Origin of the sequence: Catenuloplanes atrovinosus, assembly GCF_031458235.1 — a bacterium.
Taxonomy (GTDB): domain Bacteria; phylum Actinomycetota; class Actinomycetes; order Mycobacteriales; family Micromonosporaceae; genus Catenuloplanes; species Catenuloplanes atrovinosus.
On the sequence record NZ_JAVDYB010000001.1, the window covers coordinates 7,577,278 to 7,595,202 of the forward strand.

The window sequence follows — 17,925 nt, forward strand, 5'->3', positions numbered from 1 at the left end:
GTCTTACAGGTACTGACCGGTGCGGCCGGCGTCCGCGTTCGGCGCCGCCATGCCGGGCACCAGGCCGCCGGGGCCGGCCGGGAGTGCGGGACGGCCGCCGCCGCGCATCTGCTCCAGTTGCAGGCGGGCCGCCATCTGCTGGGCGACCAGCGCGGCCTGGATGCCGTGGAACAGGCCCTCCAGCCAGCCGACCAGCTGAGCCTGGGCGATGCGCAGCTCCGCCTCGCTCGGCGGCGTGTCCCCCTCGAACGGCAGCGACAGCCGCTCCAGCTCCTCGCGCAGCTCCGGGGCGAGGCCGTCCTCGAGTTCCGTGATGGAACGCTGGTGGATCTCGCGCAGCCGGCCGCGGCTCGCCTCGTCCAGCGGGGCGGCCTTCACCTCCTCCAGCAGCTGCTTGATCATGCTGCCGATGCGCATGACCTTCGCCGGCTGCTCGATCAGGCGGGACGGATCCTCGCCCTCGGAGGTCTCGTCGGTCTGCACGGTGCCCAGCGGACGGCCGTCCGGACCGACCACGAGGACGGTGCCGCCCTGGGGGTCCTTCTCTTCGGTGCTGTCGGGTGCCTCGCTCATGGCTCCATCTTCGCTCACCCCGCGGCGTACCCGCCAAGGACCGGCCCCATGCATTGATGAGGCACAATGCTCCGAGATCGTGGCATTGACGCAGGCCCCTCGACCGGGTAGACAGCCCATGGACCCGGAGATCGTAAACAGTTTCAGGTGGGAGCGAACGCGTGTCGCACATGGACCGCCGGCGGGCACTGCGCATATTCGCAGGGCTCGGCGCGGGGATCGGAATGACCGGTATGTCCGGTGTGCTCGCCGGTTGCGGCGGTGGCGACACCGATGACGACGCGACCGGCAAGATCACCGACAAGGTGCTGAAGATCGGCGTGATCGCACCGCTGAGCGGCGACCGGCAGCCGGCCGGGGATGAGATCGTCAACGGCCTCCAGCTGTACCTGGACTTCAACAACGGCCTGCTGGGCGGGCACGCGGTCGAGCTGGTCACGGCGGAGGAGGGCGACAGCCCACAGACCGCCGAGGCCGCGGCCGAGCAGTTGATCAACAGTGGCGTGGTGGCCATCGTCGGCGTCAGCAACTCGATGCTGGTGAAGGCGGTCAGCGCCAAGATCGAGGCTGCCAAGCTGCCGATGCTGGGCACCGGCGGCGGACCGGCGAGCGTGAACAGCGCCGTCTACACCTGGTCCACGTCGTACGTCGACGACGAACCGGGCGAAGCGCTCGGAACGTACATGAAGGACAAAGTGACCAGCGGGAAGATCGCGATGATCGCGCCGGCCACCAGCGGGCGTGACGCGGTCGAGGGCTTCCGCAGCGCGTTCGGCACCAGCGCCCCGCAGATCTCCGACGGGCCGATCTGGATGCCGGACGCGTACAACCCGGCCGCCGGCGACCTGATCGAGGCGATCGAGTCGGTCGAGCAGCTCGACGCGGACGTGCTGTTCTGCCACGCGTTCGGGCCGGCCGCGGTGACGCTCGTCAAGCAGCTGCGCGCCTCCGGGCTGGACCAGCCGATCTACGCGCCCGGCCTGTTCACCGAGGGCACCAACCTGGCGCAGATGGACGCGCTCGCCCAGGGCATCTTCACCGCGCACAACTACGCGGCGGACCTGGACAACGGGTTCAACGAGCGGTTCGCGGACAACTACCGGCGCCGCTTCTCCGCGATCCCGACCGCGGCGTCGGTCGCGGCCTACGACGCCGGTCAGGTGCTGGACCGGGCCATCGGCATCACCGGCGCGGAGCCGAGCGCGCAGGACATCAACCTCGCGATCGGGCGGGTCGGCACGATCGACAGCCCGCGCGGGTCGTGGCAGTTCAACCAGACGCGGGCGCCGCAGCAGAAGTGGTACCTGCGCGAGGTCCGCCGCGACGGCACGCTGCTGGCCAACGTGCTGATCTCCGAGCTGTCCACGCTGGGCTAGGCCCTAGCCGCGCAGCTCGGCCACGCAGCACTTGACGCTGCCGCCGCCCTTCTTCAGCTCGGTGAGCTCGACCGGCACCGGGGTGAAGCCGGCGGCGGCCAGCTTCGCCGCGAGCGCGGCCGCGTCGCCGTTGAGCACCACGTGGCGGCCGTCGCTGACCAGGTTGAGGCCGAAGTCCAGCGCGTCCGCCTCGTCGGCGAGCACGGCGTCCGGGAAGAGTTGCCGCAGCACGCGCTGGGAGGCCGCGGAGAACGCGCCGGGGTAGTACACGATCGTGCGGTCGTCCAGCGCGGCCAGCGCGGTGTCCAGGTGGTAGAAGCGCGGGTCGGTCAGGCGCAGCGAGACGACCGGGCGGGACAGCACCTCGGCGGCCTCGGCGTGGGCGGGCGGGGCGGTGCGAAAGCCGTACCCGGCCAGGATCAGCCCACCCGCGACCGCCGGGAGGTAGGCGAAGTCGCCCTCACCCTCGTTGACCTCGGCCGGCTCCGTGATCGGCCAGCCGTGTGCGGCGTAGAACGCGCGGTGGGCCGCGGCCTCGGCCGCGCGCTGCGGGAACCGGAAGCGGGCGCCGTAGGCGACGCCGTCGACCGTGAACGCGCCGTTCGCCGCGTACACCATGTCGGGTGACGCTGGATCGGGTTCGAGGACGTGCACGGTGTGGCCCAGCTCGACCAGCATCTCGCGGAGCCGTTCCCACTGCTTGACCGCGAGGTCCGCATCCACCGGCACCCCGGTGTCCATCCACGGATTGATCTCATACTCGACGCGGAAGAATCGCGGCGCACACATGAGATATGTCCGACATATGGCCTTACGTTCCCCGAGGATCATGCCTCTAGACAGTAGGTACGCTCGGGCGTGGGAAACAGCCCCGAACCATGCGTGGAAGGAGCGGATCGTTGCAGATAGACGCCGTGGATCAGCAGATCATTGCGTCACTCGTGGCGGACGCCCGCTCGTCCTACTCCGAGATCGGCGCGCGCGTCTCGCTCTCCGCCCCCGCCGTCAAACGCCGCGTCGACCGGCTCCGCGCCGCCGGCGTCATCAAGGGCTTCACCACGGTCGTCGACCCCGCCGCCGTCGGCTGGCACACCGAGGCCTTCGTCGAGCTGTTCTGCACCGGCCGCACCACGCCCGCCCAGATCACGGTCGCCGCCCGCCGCCATCCCGAGGTGCTGGCCGCCTACACCGTCTCCGGCCAGGCCGACGCCCTCGTCCACCTGCGCGCCGCCGACATGGCCCACCTCGAACAGGCCCTCGAACGCCTCCGCGCCGAGCCCTTCGTCACCTCGACCCGCAGCATGATCGTCCTATCCCGCCTGGTCTCCAGCATCTGACCGGCCGTTTCCGACCCGCTTCCGGCGTGGTCCAGCCCGCCTGCTCCCGCGGGCACCGCGCCGACTCCCGGGACGACCCCGGACCCCGATATTCCCGCTCCCAGCCCGGTCCGGCCCGCATGCTCCCGCGGGCACCGCGCCGACTCCGGGAACGGCCCCGGACCCCGATATTCCCGCTCCCAGCCCGGTGCGGCCCGCATGCTCCCGCGGGCCAACCTCCGGCTTCCCTCCGACTCCGCTGGCGCTCCGCTCCGGTCCGCCGGTCGGAGCCGGTGTCCGTGTGGTCACCGAAACCCACACGACTTCCGAGCCGCCGATCGGAGCGGGTCCGATGCCGGTCACCATGACGACCCACCGCCGGGTCCCGGCTCCGCCACCGCCGGCCGAGCCGGCGTCCTGTACCGAGGTGGAGAACCGTCCGCGAGCCGGTCGCCACGCCCGTCGTCGTTGCCTGCGCCGGAGACGAACCGTGGCCGCCGGGACGGCCGAGATGTCAGGGGGTGGGGACGGGGGAGGGGTGGGTGATGCGGGTGGCGCCGGTGTAGACGTTCATGCTGGTGCCGCGGAGGAAGCCGATCAGGGTCATGCCGGCCTCGTCGGCCAGGTCGACGGCGAGGGTGCTGGGGGCGGAGACGGCGGCGAGCAGCGGAAGGCCGGCCATCCAGGCCTTCTGGGTCAGCTCGAAGCTGGCGCGGCCGGACACCATCAGGATGTGGCCGGTGAGCGGCACGCGGCCGGAGCGGAGCGCCCAGCCGATCACCTTGTCGACGGCGTTGTGGCGGCCGACGTCCTCGCGGATGGCCAGCAGGTCGCCGTCGGCGTCGAAGATCGCGGCGGCGTGCAGGCCGCCGGTGCGCTCGAACGTGCGCTGGCGCTCGCGCAGCCGGTCCGGCAGGCCGGCCAGGACGCGTGGCGAGACGCGCATCGGGTCGTCCGCGACCGGGTGGACCGAGCGGGTCCGGATGGCGTCGATGCTGGCCTTGCCGCAGACGCCGCACGAGGACGTGGTGTAGAAGTTGCGGCTCGGGTCGGTGACCGGGGCCGGCACGTCCGCGGCCAGCACCACGTCGACCACGTTGTACGTGTTCGGCATGTCGGTTCCGGCGCAGAGTTGCGCGGTCACCACGTCGTCCGCGGACCGGATCACGCCCTCGGTGAACAGGAAGCCGAGCGCCAGATCCAGATCGTCGCCGGGGGTCCGCATGGTCACGGCCAGCGGCGCCCGCCGCCCCGGACCGGCCGGGCCGACCCGGATCTCGAACGGTTCCTCCGCGCTCAGCGTGTCCGGCCGGCGCCGCACCGATCCGTCGCCGTCCACATCGATCCGCACGACCGTGCGCCGATCCGTCGCTCTGCCCACGCCCCCCACGGTATCCCCGCGACACCGGCGACCGCACGGCGCGCGACGCCCGCCCGCCGGAGCCGGGCGGTTAGGTTCGACGTCATGGATTCGCACGACTGCGGCGTGGTGGTGCTCGCCGGTGGCCGGGGCAGCCGGCTCGGCGGCGTGGTGAAGCCGGGGATCTTGGTGGGTGGCCGCCCGATGCTGTCCCGCGTGCTGGACGCGACCGCCGGGATGTCGCCGCGCGTGGTGGTCGGGCCGGACGGGCTGGCGCTGCCCGCCGGCGTGCTGCGCACCGTGGAGTCGCCGCCGGGCGGCGGCCCGGTCGCCGGCGCCGGCGCGGGCCTGTCCGCGCTGATCCGCGACGCGCCCGGCACCGCGACGGTGGCGCTGCTCGCCGGTGACCTGCCGATGCTCACCGCCGCCGCACTGGCCGACCTGACCGCCACGCTCGGCGGCGCGGGGACCGATGTGGACGGTGCGTGCTTCCTGGACGAGGGCGGACGCCGCCAGCTGCTGTGCGGCGTGTGGCGGGTGGAGGCGCTGGCGGCGGCCCTGGACGGGCTGGCGGCCGAGCGCGGCGACCTGTCCGGCGCGTCGATGCGCGCGTTGTTCGCCCGCCTGCGGGTACGGGACGTGCGGTGGACCGGCTCCGGGGTGCCGCCGTGGTTCGACTGTGACACGGAGGAGGATCTACGGCGGGCGGAGGACTGGGCCGCCGGAGATTCGTAAGCGGTGGAGGTAACTGTGGCGGGACCGGAGGGGCTCGACGAGTGGGTGGTGGCCGCGGCCGTCGAGCTGGGCCTGGAGCCCGCCGACGTGCCGGTGGGCCTGGTGCTGGAGCTGGCCAAGGACGTGGCGCACAACGTGGTGCGGCCGGGCGCGCCGGTGACCGCGTTCCTGCTGGGCCTCGCGGTGGGCCGGGGCGCGGAGCCGGACGACGCCGCGGCGCGACTGTCCGCTCTGGCGGTGCAGTGGCCGACGCCGTCCTGACCCCGGCGCGTGCGGCCGAACAAAAGACGCACGCGCTCCCTGACGGCGACGGCCCATCGGTAGGGTGAACCCGAGGGACGGAGGCGGAGAACATGGCAGCGGGGAACGATCAACCGGCCAAGACGGCCGACCAGACGAGCGAGCACATCCTGCTCGACGAGCCCACCACGGCCGACCTGCGCAGCAAGGTCACCGACGCGTGGAACGAGTTCGCTCGTGCGCTCGCCGACGTGCTCCCGTCGCTGCCGGAGGGCGCCTACGTCGAGCTGACGCTGGATCCGACCGCGGCCGGCGTCGGTGAGGCCGTCTACTCCGTGACCATCTCGGTCAAGGAGGACGGGCACACCTTCGCGTTCGCGGTGAGCAACGCCCAGCTGCCCGAGGGCTACCGGATGGACCGGGCCGCGGTCGCGGAGATGGTCGCGCTGGGCTGGTCGCCGCCCGGCGTGGTGGAGGGCTCGGGCGGGCAGTTCGGCCTGCGGACGAACACGGCCGGCGTGTCGCGGCTGGCGACCACGGTGGCGCGCACGCTGCGCGACATCTACGGCGCGCCGCACCCGGCGTTCGTGGTGTACCTGGTGCACGACAGCGAGGACGAGCCGATCGACACGGCGCCGCTGGGCACGGCCCGGCACGAGCCGACGATCGGCGACATCGAGCGCGCCGAGCTGGACCTGGAGGAGGCGCTGATCTCCGGCAAGGACGGCGATCCGCTGGCCGGCTTCGAGCTGGACGACCAGGTCAAGATGGTGATCAGCTCGATGACGAAGATCGCCGTCGAGCAGTTGCAGGTGGACGCGGACGGTGACATCGGCATCCGGGCCGGCTCCGCGATGGTCTTCGTCCGGGTGCGCGACAACCCGCCGCTGGTGGACGTGTTCTCGCCGATCCTGACCGAGATCGAGCCGACCGAGCAGCTGTACGTGAAGCTCTCCGAGCTGACCAACCGCATGCCGATCGGCCGCCTCTACTGCGCGAACGACACGGTGTGGGCGTCCATCCCGGTCTTCGGCCGGAACTTCCAGGCCACCCACCTGATGCTGGCGGTGCAGGTGATGACCGGGCTCGCGGACGAGCTGGACGACCGGCTGCACGGCGAGTTCGGCGGCAAGCGGTTCTTCGGCGAGGGCGACAAGCCGCTCGTCAAGGAGTCGGACGACCACCGCACCGGCATGTATCTCTGAGCTGACCCGCACGGAACGGCCGGGCGCGCTGCGTCGTCCAACCGGGCATGACTGTGTCCCGGTGGAGCCCGGCCGTTCTCGCGTCCCTGCTGGCGCTGACGGCCTGCACGTCGTCTCCGGACGACCCGCGCGTCGATCCGCCGGTGGCGCCGGCGGGCGGCCCGCGACTGGTCTCATACGACTCCTGCCCCGGCCTCTACGACGAGTTGCGCGCCGCGGCGGTGCGGAAGGTCGGCCCGTACGGCTTCGAGGGCGACGAGGTGGTCGTGCCGGCCCAGGGCGGCGCCGCGATGGTGCCGGACGCGCCCGCCGGGGGTGACCTCGCGGCCGAGCGTGACACCGCGGCCGGGACCGACGCGTTCTCCGGGACGAACACGCACGAGCGGGGCGTCGACGAGCCCGACCTGGTGAAGACGGACGGCCGGCGGATCGTGACGATCGCGCCGCGCGGCGGCGTCCCGGTGCTCCGCGTGATCGACGCGGCGACCCGCACGCAGACCGGCGAACTGGCGCTGACCGACGCGTACGGCGCCTCCGACCTGCTGCTCTCCGGCGATCGCGCGCTGGTGCTGTCCACCGCGGAGACGCCCGTCGCCGTCCCGAACGGCTTCGCCGAGGACGAGCGGGGATGGCCGTCGCCGCGCCCGTCGCGGCTGGATCTGCGCCTGATCGACCTGTCCGGCGCGCCGCGCCAGCTCGGCCGCTACGCGATGACCGGCGCGCTGCTCGACGCGCGGCAGACCGGCGGCACCGCCCGGGTCGTGGTCCGCTCCTCGCCGCGCATCACGTTTCCCCTGGACAAAGCGGACGCTGCGGCGAACCGCCGGGCCGTGGAGTCCGCACCGGACGACGTGTGGCTGCCGCGCTTCGAGGTGACCGCGCCGGACGGCACCGTCGCCACCGGCACCGTCCCGTGCGAGCGGGTCAGCCGGCCCGCCTCCTACGACGGCGTCCGCATGCTGACCATGCTCAGCTTCGACCTGGCCGCCGCCGCGATGACCGACGGCGCGCCGGTGACCGTGTCCGCGGACGGCGACACCGTCTACGGCACGGGCACCGGCCTCTACGTCGCGGACGGCGGCGCGGACCGCACGGAGATTTACAAGTTCGACACCGGCGGCACCGGCATGCCGCGGTACGCCGCGTCCGGCGTGGTGCCCGGCCGGCTGCTCAACCAGTACGCCCTGTCCGAGTGGAACGGCAGCCTGCGCGCCGCCACGACGGTCACGGCGCGCAACGCGAGCGAGGTGACGGTGCTGACCCAGCGCGGCGCCGCGCTCGCGATCACCGGCTCGGTCGGCGACCTGGGCAGGGGCGAGACCATCCACTCGGTCCGCTTCCTGGGGGACCGCGGCTACGTCGTCACGTTCCGCCGGATCGACCCGCTCTACACGATCGACCTGCGCGACCCGGCCAGGCCCGTGGTGACCGGGGAGCTGAAGATCCCCGGCTACTCGGCGTATCTGCACCCGGCCGCGCCCGGCCGGCTGATCGGTGTGGGCCAGGACGCGACCAGCGCGGGCACGGTCACCGGCTTGCAGGTCTCGCTCTTCGACGTGACCGACCCGGCGGCGCCGGCCCGGCTCGCGCAGCACCACCTGCCGGCCGCGAGCTCGGCCGCCGAGTTCGACCCGCACGCGTTCCTCTTCTGGCCGGCCACCGGGCAGCTGGTGGTGCCGGTCGCCGACCGCACCGGTGCGGGACCGTCCGCGCTGGTGCTGCGGGTCTCCGGGGACACGGTCACGGAGGCCGGCACGCTCGCCCACCCGGACGGCGGCCCGATCACCCGCTCGCTGGTCATCGGCGACTCGCTGTGGACCGTCGGGCCGGGCGGCCTGCGCGCGGTCTCGCTGTCCACCCTCCAGCAGCAGGCCTGGCTGCCCGCCTGACCGGTGGGCCGTGCTCATCACGCGGCCCCCGGGCGGTCGAGCGCGGAAGGCGGGATGCCGTCGGTGAGCACCTCGTCGAGCAGGCGGGCGATGCCGAGCGACGGGTCGGCGTCGAGCGCGCGGTCCACGGCGACGGCGGCGAGCGCGCCCTGGCCGGTGCGCCAGGCGGTGAACGCGAGCAGCACGGCCGGCATCGCGGACAGCTCGGCGCTGGCGCGGCGCAGCACGTCGGACCAGAGCGTGACCTGCCAGCCGGCGGCGTCCGCGCGATTCAACGCGTACTCCCCGACCGGCGCGTGCGCCAGCAGCACGGTCAGCCAGGCCACCTCGGCGTCGGAGAGGATGCCGCCGCCCCGGTATCGCGTCAGCGCGGTGCCGACCGCGCGGACGCCGGCCCGGTGAATCGCGCCGAGCAGCGCGCCCGGGCCGGTCCGCTGGCCCGCGGCCAGCTCGTCCAGGCGGCGGTCCGCCTCCGCGGTGGCGGCGCGCATCGCCTCGCGCGCGTCGCCCTGGACCGGCGCCACGGACGCGACCAGCGCCGCCCGGTCCGCGAACACCTGGAAGCCCGCGGCCTCGCGGACCTGACCGGCCTCGGCGTCGTAGGAGCGGCCGGCGGGCGGGCAGCAGCCCTCGTCCGTGCACAGGTAGCACCAGAACCGGCCGTCCGCGACGCGCAGCTGCTCCCGGACCGGGATGGCCAGGTCGAGCAGCGCGTCGCCGACGGCGGCGACCAGCGCGGCGCCGCTGCCGCGCTCGGTGTAACCGAGCAGCACGACCGAGTCGACGGTCTGCCGCGCCACCACGGCCGCGGTCTGCCGGGCGAACTCGTCGAGCTCGGCCAGCGGCGTCTCCGGCGGCGGCAGGTCCTGCCGGGCAGCGAACACCAGCGCGCGGTCGCGCCTGCCGACCACCACGAGGCTGTCGCGCGGGTGGAACCCGAGCAGGTAGGGCACGACGGCGACGAGTTGGGCGGGGGAGGAGACCCGAAGGTCGGAGAGGCTCATGCATCGAGGCTCGCGACGGCCGCACAGGGGTCGAACGCCCTGTGGACGACACACCGCCCGTCCACAGCCGAAATGTCCGGCTGGCGGGAAACACGTGGTCAGGAGCGGAAGTCGAGGTCCAGGAATCGGGGTCCGTCGCGCCAGGACCGAGGGCGACGCCCGAGATCCAGCGCCAGCTCCACCGAGGAGAGCACCGTGAACCCGGCCGCGTGCAGGCAGGTGATCGCCTCCACGTTGCGGGACTCCGGCGTGACGGTCAGCGCGGTCAGGTCGCGGCGGCGCGCCTCCTCCGCCAGGAAGCCGAGCATCGCCGTGGCGACGCCCTCGCCGCGGTGCCCGTCCGCGACCACGATCGGCTCCACCGCGCCCCGCCGGCCGTCGATGATCAGGCCGACCAGCCCGATCACGCCGTCCTCCGGGTGGTCGGCGACCCAGACGCCGGACAGGTCGAGGCGCGTGAGGTACTCCTCGAACGCGGCGGTCGGGTCGGCACCGCCGTAGCCGGGATCGTCGTAGAGTTCCCGGTGTCGCTGCGTCAGCTCGCCCCAGAGCCGCCGGCCCGCGCTGTGGTCGGCCGGACGGTATGGACGGACACTGACCGTACTCATGCGGACATAATGACTGTTCGGTCCGTCGGTCGGCACCCGGTTGGGGGCAACAGCGCGTGGACATGTCATACCTTCGTGCGCACCCGCAGCATCTCCCGACATTTCTCACCCATCAGCGCATCCGGCAGACACCGGTGGGCGGCGGGAGCATCTCGGACGCGTTCCGGCTGACGCTGGACGACGGCACCTCGCTCTTCGCCAAGGGCCGGCCGGACCCGATGCCGGAGACGTTCTTCGAGGTGGAGGCCGCGGGGCTGCGCTGGCTCGGCGCGGCGGGCGGCGTACCCGTGCCGGAGGTCCTGGTGGCTCTTCCGGACCTGCTGGCGCTGGAGTGGATCGAGCCGGGCGCCCCCACGGCGGACGCGGCCCGGCGTCTCGGTGCCGAGCTGGCCGTCACGCACCTGGCCGGCGCGCCCGCGTTCGGTGCGCTGCCCGGGCACGCGGACGGCTTCATCGGCGCGCTGCCACAGGACGACACGCCCTCGCCGGGGCCGTGGGGTCCGTGGTTCGCGGACCGTCGGCTGCGTCCCCACCTGCGGCGATCGGTGGACAACGGCGCGCTGGACGCGGCGGCGCACGCGGCCGTGGCGCGCGTGCTGGACCGGATCGAGGAGTACGGCGGCGACGAGCCGCCGTCCCGCATCCACGGCGACCTGTGGCCGGGCAACGTGCTGTGGGGCGCGGACGGGCGCGCGTGGCTGATCGACCCGGCCGCGCACGGCGGTCATCGGGAGACCGACCTGGCCGCGCTGCTGCTCTTCGGCGGCGTCCCGGAGCGGGAACACCTGATCAGCGGGTACGCGGAGCGCGCCGCCGCGCTCGGCCGGCCGCTGGACGCCGCGTGGCGGACCCGCGTCCCGCTGCACCAGTTGCACCTGCTGCTGGTGCACACCGCGCTGTTCGGCGCCGCCTACCGGGCCCCGGTCCGGGCGGCCGCCGACGCGATGCTTCGACTGTGATAGGTGGGCGCGCTAAGTTCGAGGCGTGGACGATGCCGCACCCCGCCCGGCCGACCCCGGTCTCGTCGACCGGTTCGGACGGCATGCCGTGGATCTCCGGGTCTCGCTGACCGACCGGTGCAACCTCCGCTGCGTGTACTGCATGCCCGCGGAGGGCCTGCCCTGGCTGCCGAACTCGGACGTGCTCACCGACGACGAGGTGATCCGGCTGATCCGGATCGCGGTCGAGCGGCTGGGCGTCGAGGACGTGCGCTTCACCGGCGGCGAGCCGTTGATCCGGCCCGGCCTCACCAAGATAGTGACCGAGGTCGCGGCGCTGGAGCGGCGGCCTCAGATCAGCCTCACGACGAACGGGATCGGCCTGGAGCGCACCGCGGTGGCGCTGCGCGACGCCGGGCTGGACCGGATCAACGTGTCGCTCGACACGCTGGACGACGAGCGGTTCGCCACGCTGACCCGGCGCCGGCGGCTGCCCGACGTGCTGGCCGGGCTGCGCGCGGCGGCGGAGGCCGGGCTGACGCCTGTGAAGATCAATACGGTGCTGATGCGCGGCATCAACGACGACGAGGCACCCGCGCTGCTCGGGTTCGCCCTGGAGCACGGCTACGAGCTGCGGTTCATCGAGCAGATGCCGCTGGACGCGCAGCACGGCTGGGACCGGAGCACGATGGTCACCGCCGAGGAGATCCTGCGCGATCTGCGCGCCGCGTTCACGCTGCTGCCCGACCCGGTCGCGCGCGGCGGCGCGCCCGCGGAGACCTGGCTGGTCGACGGGCATCAGGCGCTCGGCGGCGGGCCCGCGCGGGTGGGCGTGATCGGCACCGTGACCCGCCCGTTCTGCGGCGACTGCGACCGGACCCGGCTGACCGCGGACGGTCAGGTGCGCGCGTGCCTGTTCGCCACCGAGGAGTCGGACCTGCGCGCCGCGCTGCGCTCCGGCGCCTCCGACGAGGACCTGGCCGACCGGTGGCGGGTCGCGATGTGGGGCAAGCGGGCCGGGCACGGCATCGACGACCCGACGTTCCTGCAGCCGGCCCGCCCGATGTCGGCGATCGGGGGCTGACCGGCATGAAGATCACCATGAGGTACTTCGCGGCGGCCCGCGCCGCGGCGGGCACCTCCGAGGAGACGCTCGACTCGCCGGCCGCGACGCTGGACGCGCTGCTGACCGAGCTGGCCGACCGCCACGGCGACCGGCTGGCATCGGTGTTCGCCCGGGCCAGCTACCTGGTCGACGGCGCCGCCTGGCGCGACCGCACGGCCGCCCTGCCCGCGGACCCGACGGTGGACGTGCTGCCGCCGTTCGCCGGGGGTTGAGAAGCCGGATCACGTCACATTCCGGGCGTGGCGCCGCGCGGACGGCCGGCGGCGCGTGGCAGGATGCAGCGTGCCCCCGTTGAGCGCGACACCCTTCGACGGCACCACGGCCACGCCCACGTTCGTGGCGGACCTGCACATCCACTCCAAGTACTCGCGCGCCTGCAGTCGTGATCTCAACATGCCGAACCTGGCGTGGTGGGCCCGGCGCAAGGGCGTGGCGCTGCTCGGCACGGGTGACTTCACGCACCCCGCATGGTTCGACCACCTTCGTGAGACGCTGAAGCCCGCGGAGCCCGGCCTCTATCGGCTCGCGCCGGACGTCGAGGCGGACATCGCCCGGCGCCTGCCGCCGCGACTGTCGAGCGCGGCCGAGGCGAGTCCGATGCGCTACATGCTCTCGGTGGAGATCTCGACGATCTACAAGCGGGGCGACCGTACGCGCAAGGTCCACCACCTGATCTACATGCCGGACCTGGACGCGGCGGCCCGGTTCAACGCCGCGCTGGGCCGGATCGGCAACCTCGGCTCGGACGGGCGGCCGATCCTCGGGCTGGACTCGCGCGACCTGCTGGAGATCGTGCTGGAGGCGAGCCCGGACGGCTACCTGGTGCCGGCGCACATCTGGACGCCGTGGTTCTCCGCGCTGGGCTCGAAGTCCGGCTTCGACGCGATCGCGGACTGCTACGCCGATCTCGCGCCGCACATCTTCGCGGTGGAGACCGGGCTCTCCTCGGACCCGGCGATGAACGGGCGGGTGAGCAGCCTCGACGCGTACCAACTGGTCTCGAACTCGGACGCGCACTCGCCGCCGGCGCTGGCCCGCGAGGCGACCGTGCTCTCCTCCGCGCTGGACTACTACTCGGTCCGGGAGGCGCTGCGCACCGGCGACGGGCTCGCCGGGACGATCGAGTTCTTCCCGGAGGAGGGCAAGTACCACGCGGACGGGCACCGGAACTGCGGGATCAACTGGGAGCCGTCCCGGTCCCGCGAGGCTGGCGGCATATGCCCGGAATGTGGCAAGGGTCTGACGATCGGCGTGCTGAGCCGGGTCGAGGATCTGGCCGACCGCGCGCCGGACGTCGCGCGGCCGAACGCCAAGCGGGTCACGCACCTGGTGCCACTGGCCGAGATCCTGGGTGAGATCAACGCGGTGGGCGCCCGGTCGAAGACCGTGGAGGGGCAGCTGCACTCGCTGATCGCGGCGCTCGGCTCCGAACTGGACATCCTGACCACGGTCCCGGTGGCGGACGTGACCGCGGCCGGCGGCGAGCTGATCGGCGAGGCGATCGCGCGGCTGCGCCGCGGTCAGGTGCACAGAATCCCGGGGTACGACGGGGAGTACGGGATCATCAAGCTGTTCGAGCCCGGTGAGCTGGGCTCCTCGGGCGGCGCAGCGCAGGCGGACACGCTGTTCGACCTCCCGGTGCCGCAGCAGCGGGTGCCGGCCCGGAAAACTCCGGCGAAGGCCGCGAAGAAGGCCGCCCCCGCACCCGAACCCGCCGCGGACCCGACCACGCCGCTGCTGGTCACGGCGTCGAGCCCGGCCGGCTCCGGCGACACGGCGGCCCGCCCGCGCCCGGCCCGTGGCGTCGCCTCGGTCCCGCAGAAGAAGCCGCAGGCCACGCCGCGGACCGCGCCGCCGCCGATCGCGCCGCCGCCGTCGCCGCACGAGCCGTTCGAGCCGATGCTCTCCGGCATGGAGGAGGTCGGCACCGGGCTGCTGGACCGGCTGGACGCGATGCAGCGGGTGGCCGCGTCCGCGCCGTCCGGCCCGCTGCTGATCGTGGCCGGCCCGGGCACCGGCAAGACCCGCACGCTGACCCACCGGATCGCGTACCTGTGCGCGGAGCTCAACGTGTTTCCGGAGCAGTGCCTGGCGATCACGTTCACCCGGCGCGCCGCCGAGGAGATGCGCGAGCGGCTGGACGGGCTGCTCGGCCCGGTCGCGGAGGACGTCACGGTCTCCACGTTCCACTCGCTGGGCCTGCAGATCCTCCGGGAGAACGCGACCGCGGCCGGGCTGCCGGCGGACTTCCGGATCGCGGACGACGCGGAGCGCGCCGCCGCGCGGGCCGAGGCCGGGGAGGACGACGCCGCGTACGCCAAGCTGCTGCGCGCGGACGGCCTGGTCGACCTGGACGAGTTGGTCACGCTGCCGGTCGCGCTGCTGAGCGAGTCGAAGGCGCTGGTCGAGGAGTACCGCGCGCGCTGGCGGTGGATCTTCGTCGACGAGTACCAGGACGTGGACGCGGTGCAGTACGACCTGCTGCGCCTGCTCAGCCCGCCGGACGGCAACCTGTGCGCGATCGGCGACCCGGACCAGGCGATCTACTCGTTCCGTGGCGCGGACGTCGGCTACTTCCTGCGCTTCGCGCAGGACTTCACGGACGCCCGCACGGTACGGCTGACCCGCAACTACCGCTCGTCCGCGCCGATCCTGGCCGCGGCCGTGCAGTCGATCGCGCCCGCCTCGCTGGTGCGCGGCCGGCGGCTGGACCCGGCGCGGCTGGACCCGGAGGCGCCGCTGGTCGGGCGGTTCGCGGCCGGGTCCGCGGGCGAGGAGGCGGAGTTCGTCGCGCGGACCGTGGACGAGCTGGTCGGGGGCGTGTCGCACCGGTCGATGGACGCGGGCCGGGCGGACGGGCACACGTCGAACATCTCGTTCTCGGACATCGCGGTGCTCTACCGTACCGACGCGCAGTCCGGGCCGATCCTGGACGCGCTGCACCGGGCCGGCGTCCCGGTGCAGAAGCGCTCGCACAACCGGCTGCGGGACCGCGCCGGCGTCGCCGCGATCGCGCGCGAGCTGCGGCACCAGGACGGGCTGGGCGGCTCGGTCGCGGCCCGGGTGCGGCTGACCGGGCAGGTGCTGGCCGAGCGGTACGCGACGCCCACGCTGGACGCCGCCGCCACGGTCGAGCCGGCCGACATCTGGACCGCGGTGGAGATGCTGAAGCCGCTGGCGCTGCGCTGCGGCGACGACGTGCAGCGCTTCCTGGGCGAGATCGCGCTGGGCGCGGAGGTGGACACGCTGGACCCGCGCGCGGAGGCGGTCACGCTGCTGACGCTGCACGCCGCGAAGGGCCTGGAGTTCCCGGTGGTGTTCCTGGCCGGCTGCGAGGACGGGCTGCTGCCGATGCGGTTCCCGGGTGAGCGACCGTCGTCCGAGGACGTCGACGAGGAGCGGCGGCTGTTCTTCGTGGGCCTCACCCGCGCCCAGGACCGGCTCTACCTGAGTCACGCCGCGCGACGCTTCCGGTACGGTGCGGAGCGGGACAGTGTGCCGACGCCGTTCCTGTCCGACATCGACGCCGGGCTGTTCGAGCGGCTCGGTGCCGCCGAACCGCGCAAACCGAAGGACCGTCAGCTACGCCTGCTCTAGCCGCTCGGGTCGATCTCGAGTGGCCGAACGGCACGGTGTCGGGTAGCCGACCGCCAAACCCCGGCGGAGCGACCAGACTCCGCCCATGGCCGTCACCGTCGTCTCCGCGTCCGGCGCCACGCTGACCCGGGTGGGGATCGCGGCGGCGTTCGAGGGTGCGCCCGACCTGCGGCTGGTCGGCGCCGCCGCGTCCGGCGCGGAGGCGCTGGCGCTGCTCGGCGCGCAGCGGCCGGACGTGGTGCTCCTCGACCTCGACCTGACCGACGGCAACGGCCTCACCTGGGGTGCCGAGGTCCGGCGCAGCCACCCGGCGCTGGGCATCGTGCTGCTGGCCGCGCGCGACGACGACCTGCTGCTGCGCGCGCTGGAGGCGGGGATCTCCGCGTTCCTGCCGCGGACCGAGGAACTGGGCGCGATACTGGCCGCGGTCCGGCACGCGGCGGCGGCGCCGAGCTCGTTCACCGCACCCGACCTGGCCGGTGCGCTCAGCCGGCGGCGGCACTCCGCCACCGTGGTCAGCCCGCGCGAGCGCGAGGTGCTCAACCTGCTGCGCGAGGGCCTGACCGTGCCGCAGATCGCGACCGCGCTGGGCCTGAGCGAGTCGACCGTGAAGACGTACCTGGCCCGGATCTACGACAAGCTGGGCGTGACCGGACGCGAGCAAGCCGTGATCGCGGCGACGGACCGCGGTTTGCTGGCCGGTCAGTAACCGCCCGAGCCGCCGCCGTCGGAGCCGCCACCCCAACCGCCGCCGTCGGAGCCGCCCCAGCCGCCGCCGTCGGAGTTCGAGTTCCCGGAGTCGCCGAACGCGGAGGCGCCGAAGATCCAGGACGACGAGTGGCGCCGGTCGTCGAGGGCCACGCCGGTGCGGCGGTGGCGGCCGATCCACCAGATGACCAGGAGCAGGAACAGAGCGGCCAGGACCGCGACGATGATGAAGGCATCCATGGATCGATTCTGGGCCGGCGCGCCGCCGGACACATCCGACCAAAGACATACAACGCTAGTTGGTGAAGGTATCGATGATCCGCAGTACGCCCGGGCCCAGAATGACCACGAACAGCGCCGGGAACAGGCAGAACACCAGCGGGAACAGGATCTTGATCGGTACCTTGCGGGCGCGCTCCTCGGCGCGCTGCCGGCGCTTGACCCGCATCTCGCGCGACTGCTCGCGCAGTACCGACGCGACCGGGATGCCCAGCTCGGTGGCCTGCACGATGGACATCATGGCGTTGCGCAGCTCCGGGATGGTGGTGCGGTCGGCCAGCGCGCGCAGCGCCTCCGCACGGCGCTTGCCCATCTGCATCTCCTGCAGCGCACGGGCCAACTCGCCGCTGAGCGGGCCCTCGATCCCGGCCGCCACCTGCATCAGCGCGGCGTCGAACCCGAGACCGGCCTCGACGCACAGCGTCAGCATGTCCAGCGTGTCCGGCAGCGTGTCCAGCAGCCGCTCCTGACGGCGCTGCGCCGCGTTGAGCACCAGCAGGTAGGGCCCGCACAGCCCGATCAGGCCACCGGCCAGCGCGCACAGCACCGGCGTACCGATCGCGGAGAGGTCGCGGGCCGCCACGAGCCCGAGACCCAGAAGCGCACCGGCGGGTACGCCCACGACGACGCCCCAGCCCTGTGCTTCGAGGATGCGGGCCGGCGGCCAGTTCGGCGGGTTGCCGGCGTGGTCGAGCGCGCGCTGCAGCCAGCCCGCGGCCGCGTCCGGGGTGAGCCGGCTGGCCAGCAGCGTGACGGCGCGGCCGAGCGCGTTGCGGCCGTACGGCGCGGTCGACAGCGCGGTACGGCGGCCGTGCGCGGCGCCCGGCGCGTACACCGCGTTGATGTCGGCGAGCGCGCGGGCCAGCCCGCGACGGCCGGTGTCGCCCACGACCAGCGCCAGGAACAGGATGAGCAGCGCCGCGAAGATGACGGTGAGCCCGGCGCCGAGCACGATCAGGTCCACGGCCACC

The 17,925-nt window shown here is 73.5% G+C and carries 18 protein-coding genes; 11 read left to right on the forward strand and 7 right to left on the reverse strand.

What is annotated here, in order from left to right; translation table 11 throughout:
• Window positions 1-3: 3 nt before the first annotated feature.
• Window positions 4-573, reverse strand: coding sequence for a bacterial proteasome activator family protein (locus J2S41_RS33730; protein WP_310374076.1), 570 nt, complete (start codon window positions 571-573; stop codon window positions 4-6).
• 224 nt (window positions 574-797) lie between these two features.
• Here J2S41_RS33730 and J2S41_RS33735 point away from each other — a divergent pair, with 224 nt between their 5' ends.
• Window positions 798-1,949: an ABC transporter substrate-binding protein gene (locus tag J2S41_RS33735; protein ID WP_310374079.1), complete on the forward strand. Its 1,152-nt coding sequence runs from the start codon at window positions 798-800 to the stop codon at window positions 1,947-1,949.
• Window positions 1,950-1,952: 3 nt separating this feature from the next.
• Here J2S41_RS33735 and ddaH read toward each other — a convergent pair whose 3' ends face one another.
• Window positions 1,953-2,780, reverse strand: coding sequence for a dimethylargininase (gene ddaH / locus J2S41_RS33740; protein ID WP_374728197.1), 828 nt, complete (start codon window positions 2,778-2,780; stop codon window positions 1,953-1,955).
• A gap of 68 nt (window positions 2,781-2,848) precedes the next feature.
• Here ddaH and J2S41_RS33745 point away from each other — a divergent pair, with 68 nt between their 5' ends.
• The gene (locus J2S41_RS33745; protein ID WP_310374083.1) at window positions 2,849-3,286 is read left to right on the forward strand and encodes an Lrp/AsnC family transcriptional regulator; all 438 of its coding nucleotides are present in this window, start codon (window positions 2,849-2,851) and stop codon (window positions 3,284-3,286) included.
• A gap of 493 nt (window positions 3,287-3,779) precedes the next feature.
• Here the strand turns inward: J2S41_RS33745 and fdhD are convergent, their stop codons facing one another.
• Entirely contained in the window at window positions 3,780-4,646 is an 867-nt protein-coding gene (fdhD, locus tag J2S41_RS33750; protein WP_310374084.1) for a formate dehydrogenase accessory sulfurtransferase FdhD, read from the reverse strand.
• A gap of 108 nt (window positions 4,647-4,754) precedes the next feature.
• On the opposite strand from fdhD, the gene mobA reads away from it, so the two are divergent.
• From mobA to J2S41_RS33770, 4 genes are all read left to right on the forward strand, one after another.
• Entirely contained in the window at window positions 4,755-5,360 is a 606-nt protein-coding gene (mobA, locus tag J2S41_RS33755; protein WP_310376718.1) for a molybdenum cofactor guanylyltransferase, read from the forward strand.
• A gap of 15 nt (window positions 5,361-5,375) precedes the next feature.
• Entirely contained in the window at window positions 5,376-5,621 is a 246-nt protein-coding gene (locus J2S41_RS33760; protein WP_310374087.1) for a DUF6457 domain-containing protein, read from the forward strand.
• A 92-nt stretch (window positions 5,622-5,713) separates the two neighbouring features.
• On the forward strand, window positions 5,714-6,805 hold the full coding sequence (locus J2S41_RS33765) for a T3SS (YopN, CesT) and YbjN peptide-binding chaperone 1 (RefSeq protein ID WP_310374088.1): 1,092 nt from the start codon (window positions 5,714-5,716) through the stop codon (window positions 6,803-6,805).
• Between the two features lie 47 nt (window positions 6,806-6,852).
• Window positions 6,853-8,694 (forward strand): beta-propeller domain-containing protein, encoded by a 1,842-nt coding sequence (locus tag J2S41_RS33770; protein WP_310374090.1) that lies wholly within the window; start codon window positions 6,853-6,855, stop codon window positions 8,692-8,694.
• 17 nt (window positions 8,695-8,711) lie between these two features.
• Here the strand turns inward: J2S41_RS33770 and J2S41_RS33775 are convergent, their stop codons facing one another.
• Complete coding sequence (locus J2S41_RS33775) at window positions 8,712-9,698, reverse strand: DUF4192 domain-containing protein (RefSeq protein ID WP_310374092.1); 987 nt, start codon at window positions 9,696-9,698, stop codon at window positions 8,712-8,714.
• 98 nt (window positions 9,699-9,796) lie between these two features.
• On the reverse strand, window positions 9,797-10,306 hold the full coding sequence (locus J2S41_RS33780) for a GNAT family N-acetyltransferase (protein WP_310374094.1): 510 nt from the start codon (window positions 10,304-10,306) through the stop codon (window positions 9,797-9,799).
• Between the two features lie 56 nt (window positions 10,307-10,362).
• Here J2S41_RS33780 and J2S41_RS33785 point away from each other — a divergent pair, with 56 nt between their 5' ends.
• The 5 genes from J2S41_RS33785 to J2S41_RS33805 all read left to right on the forward strand — a co-directional run bounded on the left by J2S41_RS33785 (window position 10,363) and on the right by J2S41_RS33805 (window position 16,676).
• Window positions 10,363-11,265, forward strand: a complete 903-nt coding sequence (locus J2S41_RS33785; RefSeq protein ID WP_310374096.1) for a fructosamine kinase family protein — start codon at window positions 10,363-10,365, stop codon at window positions 11,263-11,265.
• Between the two features lie 25 nt (window positions 11,266-11,290).
• Complete coding sequence (gene moaA, locus J2S41_RS33790) at window positions 11,291-12,328, forward strand: GTP 3',8-cyclase MoaA (RefSeq protein ID WP_310374097.1); 1,038 nt, start codon at window positions 11,291-11,293, stop codon at window positions 12,326-12,328.
• 5 nt (window positions 12,329-12,333) lie between these two features.
• Window positions 12,334-12,582, forward strand: coding sequence for a MoaD/ThiS family protein (locus J2S41_RS33795; RefSeq protein ID WP_310374099.1), 249 nt, complete (start codon window positions 12,334-12,336; stop codon window positions 12,580-12,582).
• 70 nt (window positions 12,583-12,652) lie between these two features.
• Window positions 12,653-15,967: a UvrD-helicase domain-containing protein gene (locus J2S41_RS33800; protein ID WP_310374102.1), complete on the forward strand. Its 3,315-nt coding sequence runs from the start codon at window positions 12,653-12,655 to the stop codon at window positions 15,965-15,967.
• Window positions 15,968-16,052: 85 nt separating this feature from the next.
• On the forward strand, window positions 16,053-16,676 hold the full coding sequence (locus tag J2S41_RS33805) for a response regulator transcription factor (RefSeq protein WP_310374104.1): 624 nt from the start codon (window positions 16,053-16,055) through the stop codon (window positions 16,674-16,676).
• Here J2S41_RS33805 and J2S41_RS33810 read toward each other — a convergent pair.
• A complete protein-coding gene (locus J2S41_RS33810) occupies window positions 16,670-16,915 on the reverse strand; it encodes a hypothetical protein (RefSeq protein WP_310374106.1) in 246 nt (81 codons plus the stop codon). The two genes, J2S41_RS33805 and J2S41_RS33810, sit on opposite strands and share 7 nt — an antisense overlap.
• A 55-nt stretch (window positions 16,916-16,970) precedes the next feature.
• Window positions 16,971-17,924, reverse strand: a complete 954-nt coding sequence (locus J2S41_RS33815; protein ID WP_310374108.1) for a type II secretion system F family protein — start codon at window positions 17,922-17,924, stop codon at window positions 16,971-16,973.
• Window position 17,925 lies beyond the last annotated feature (1 nt).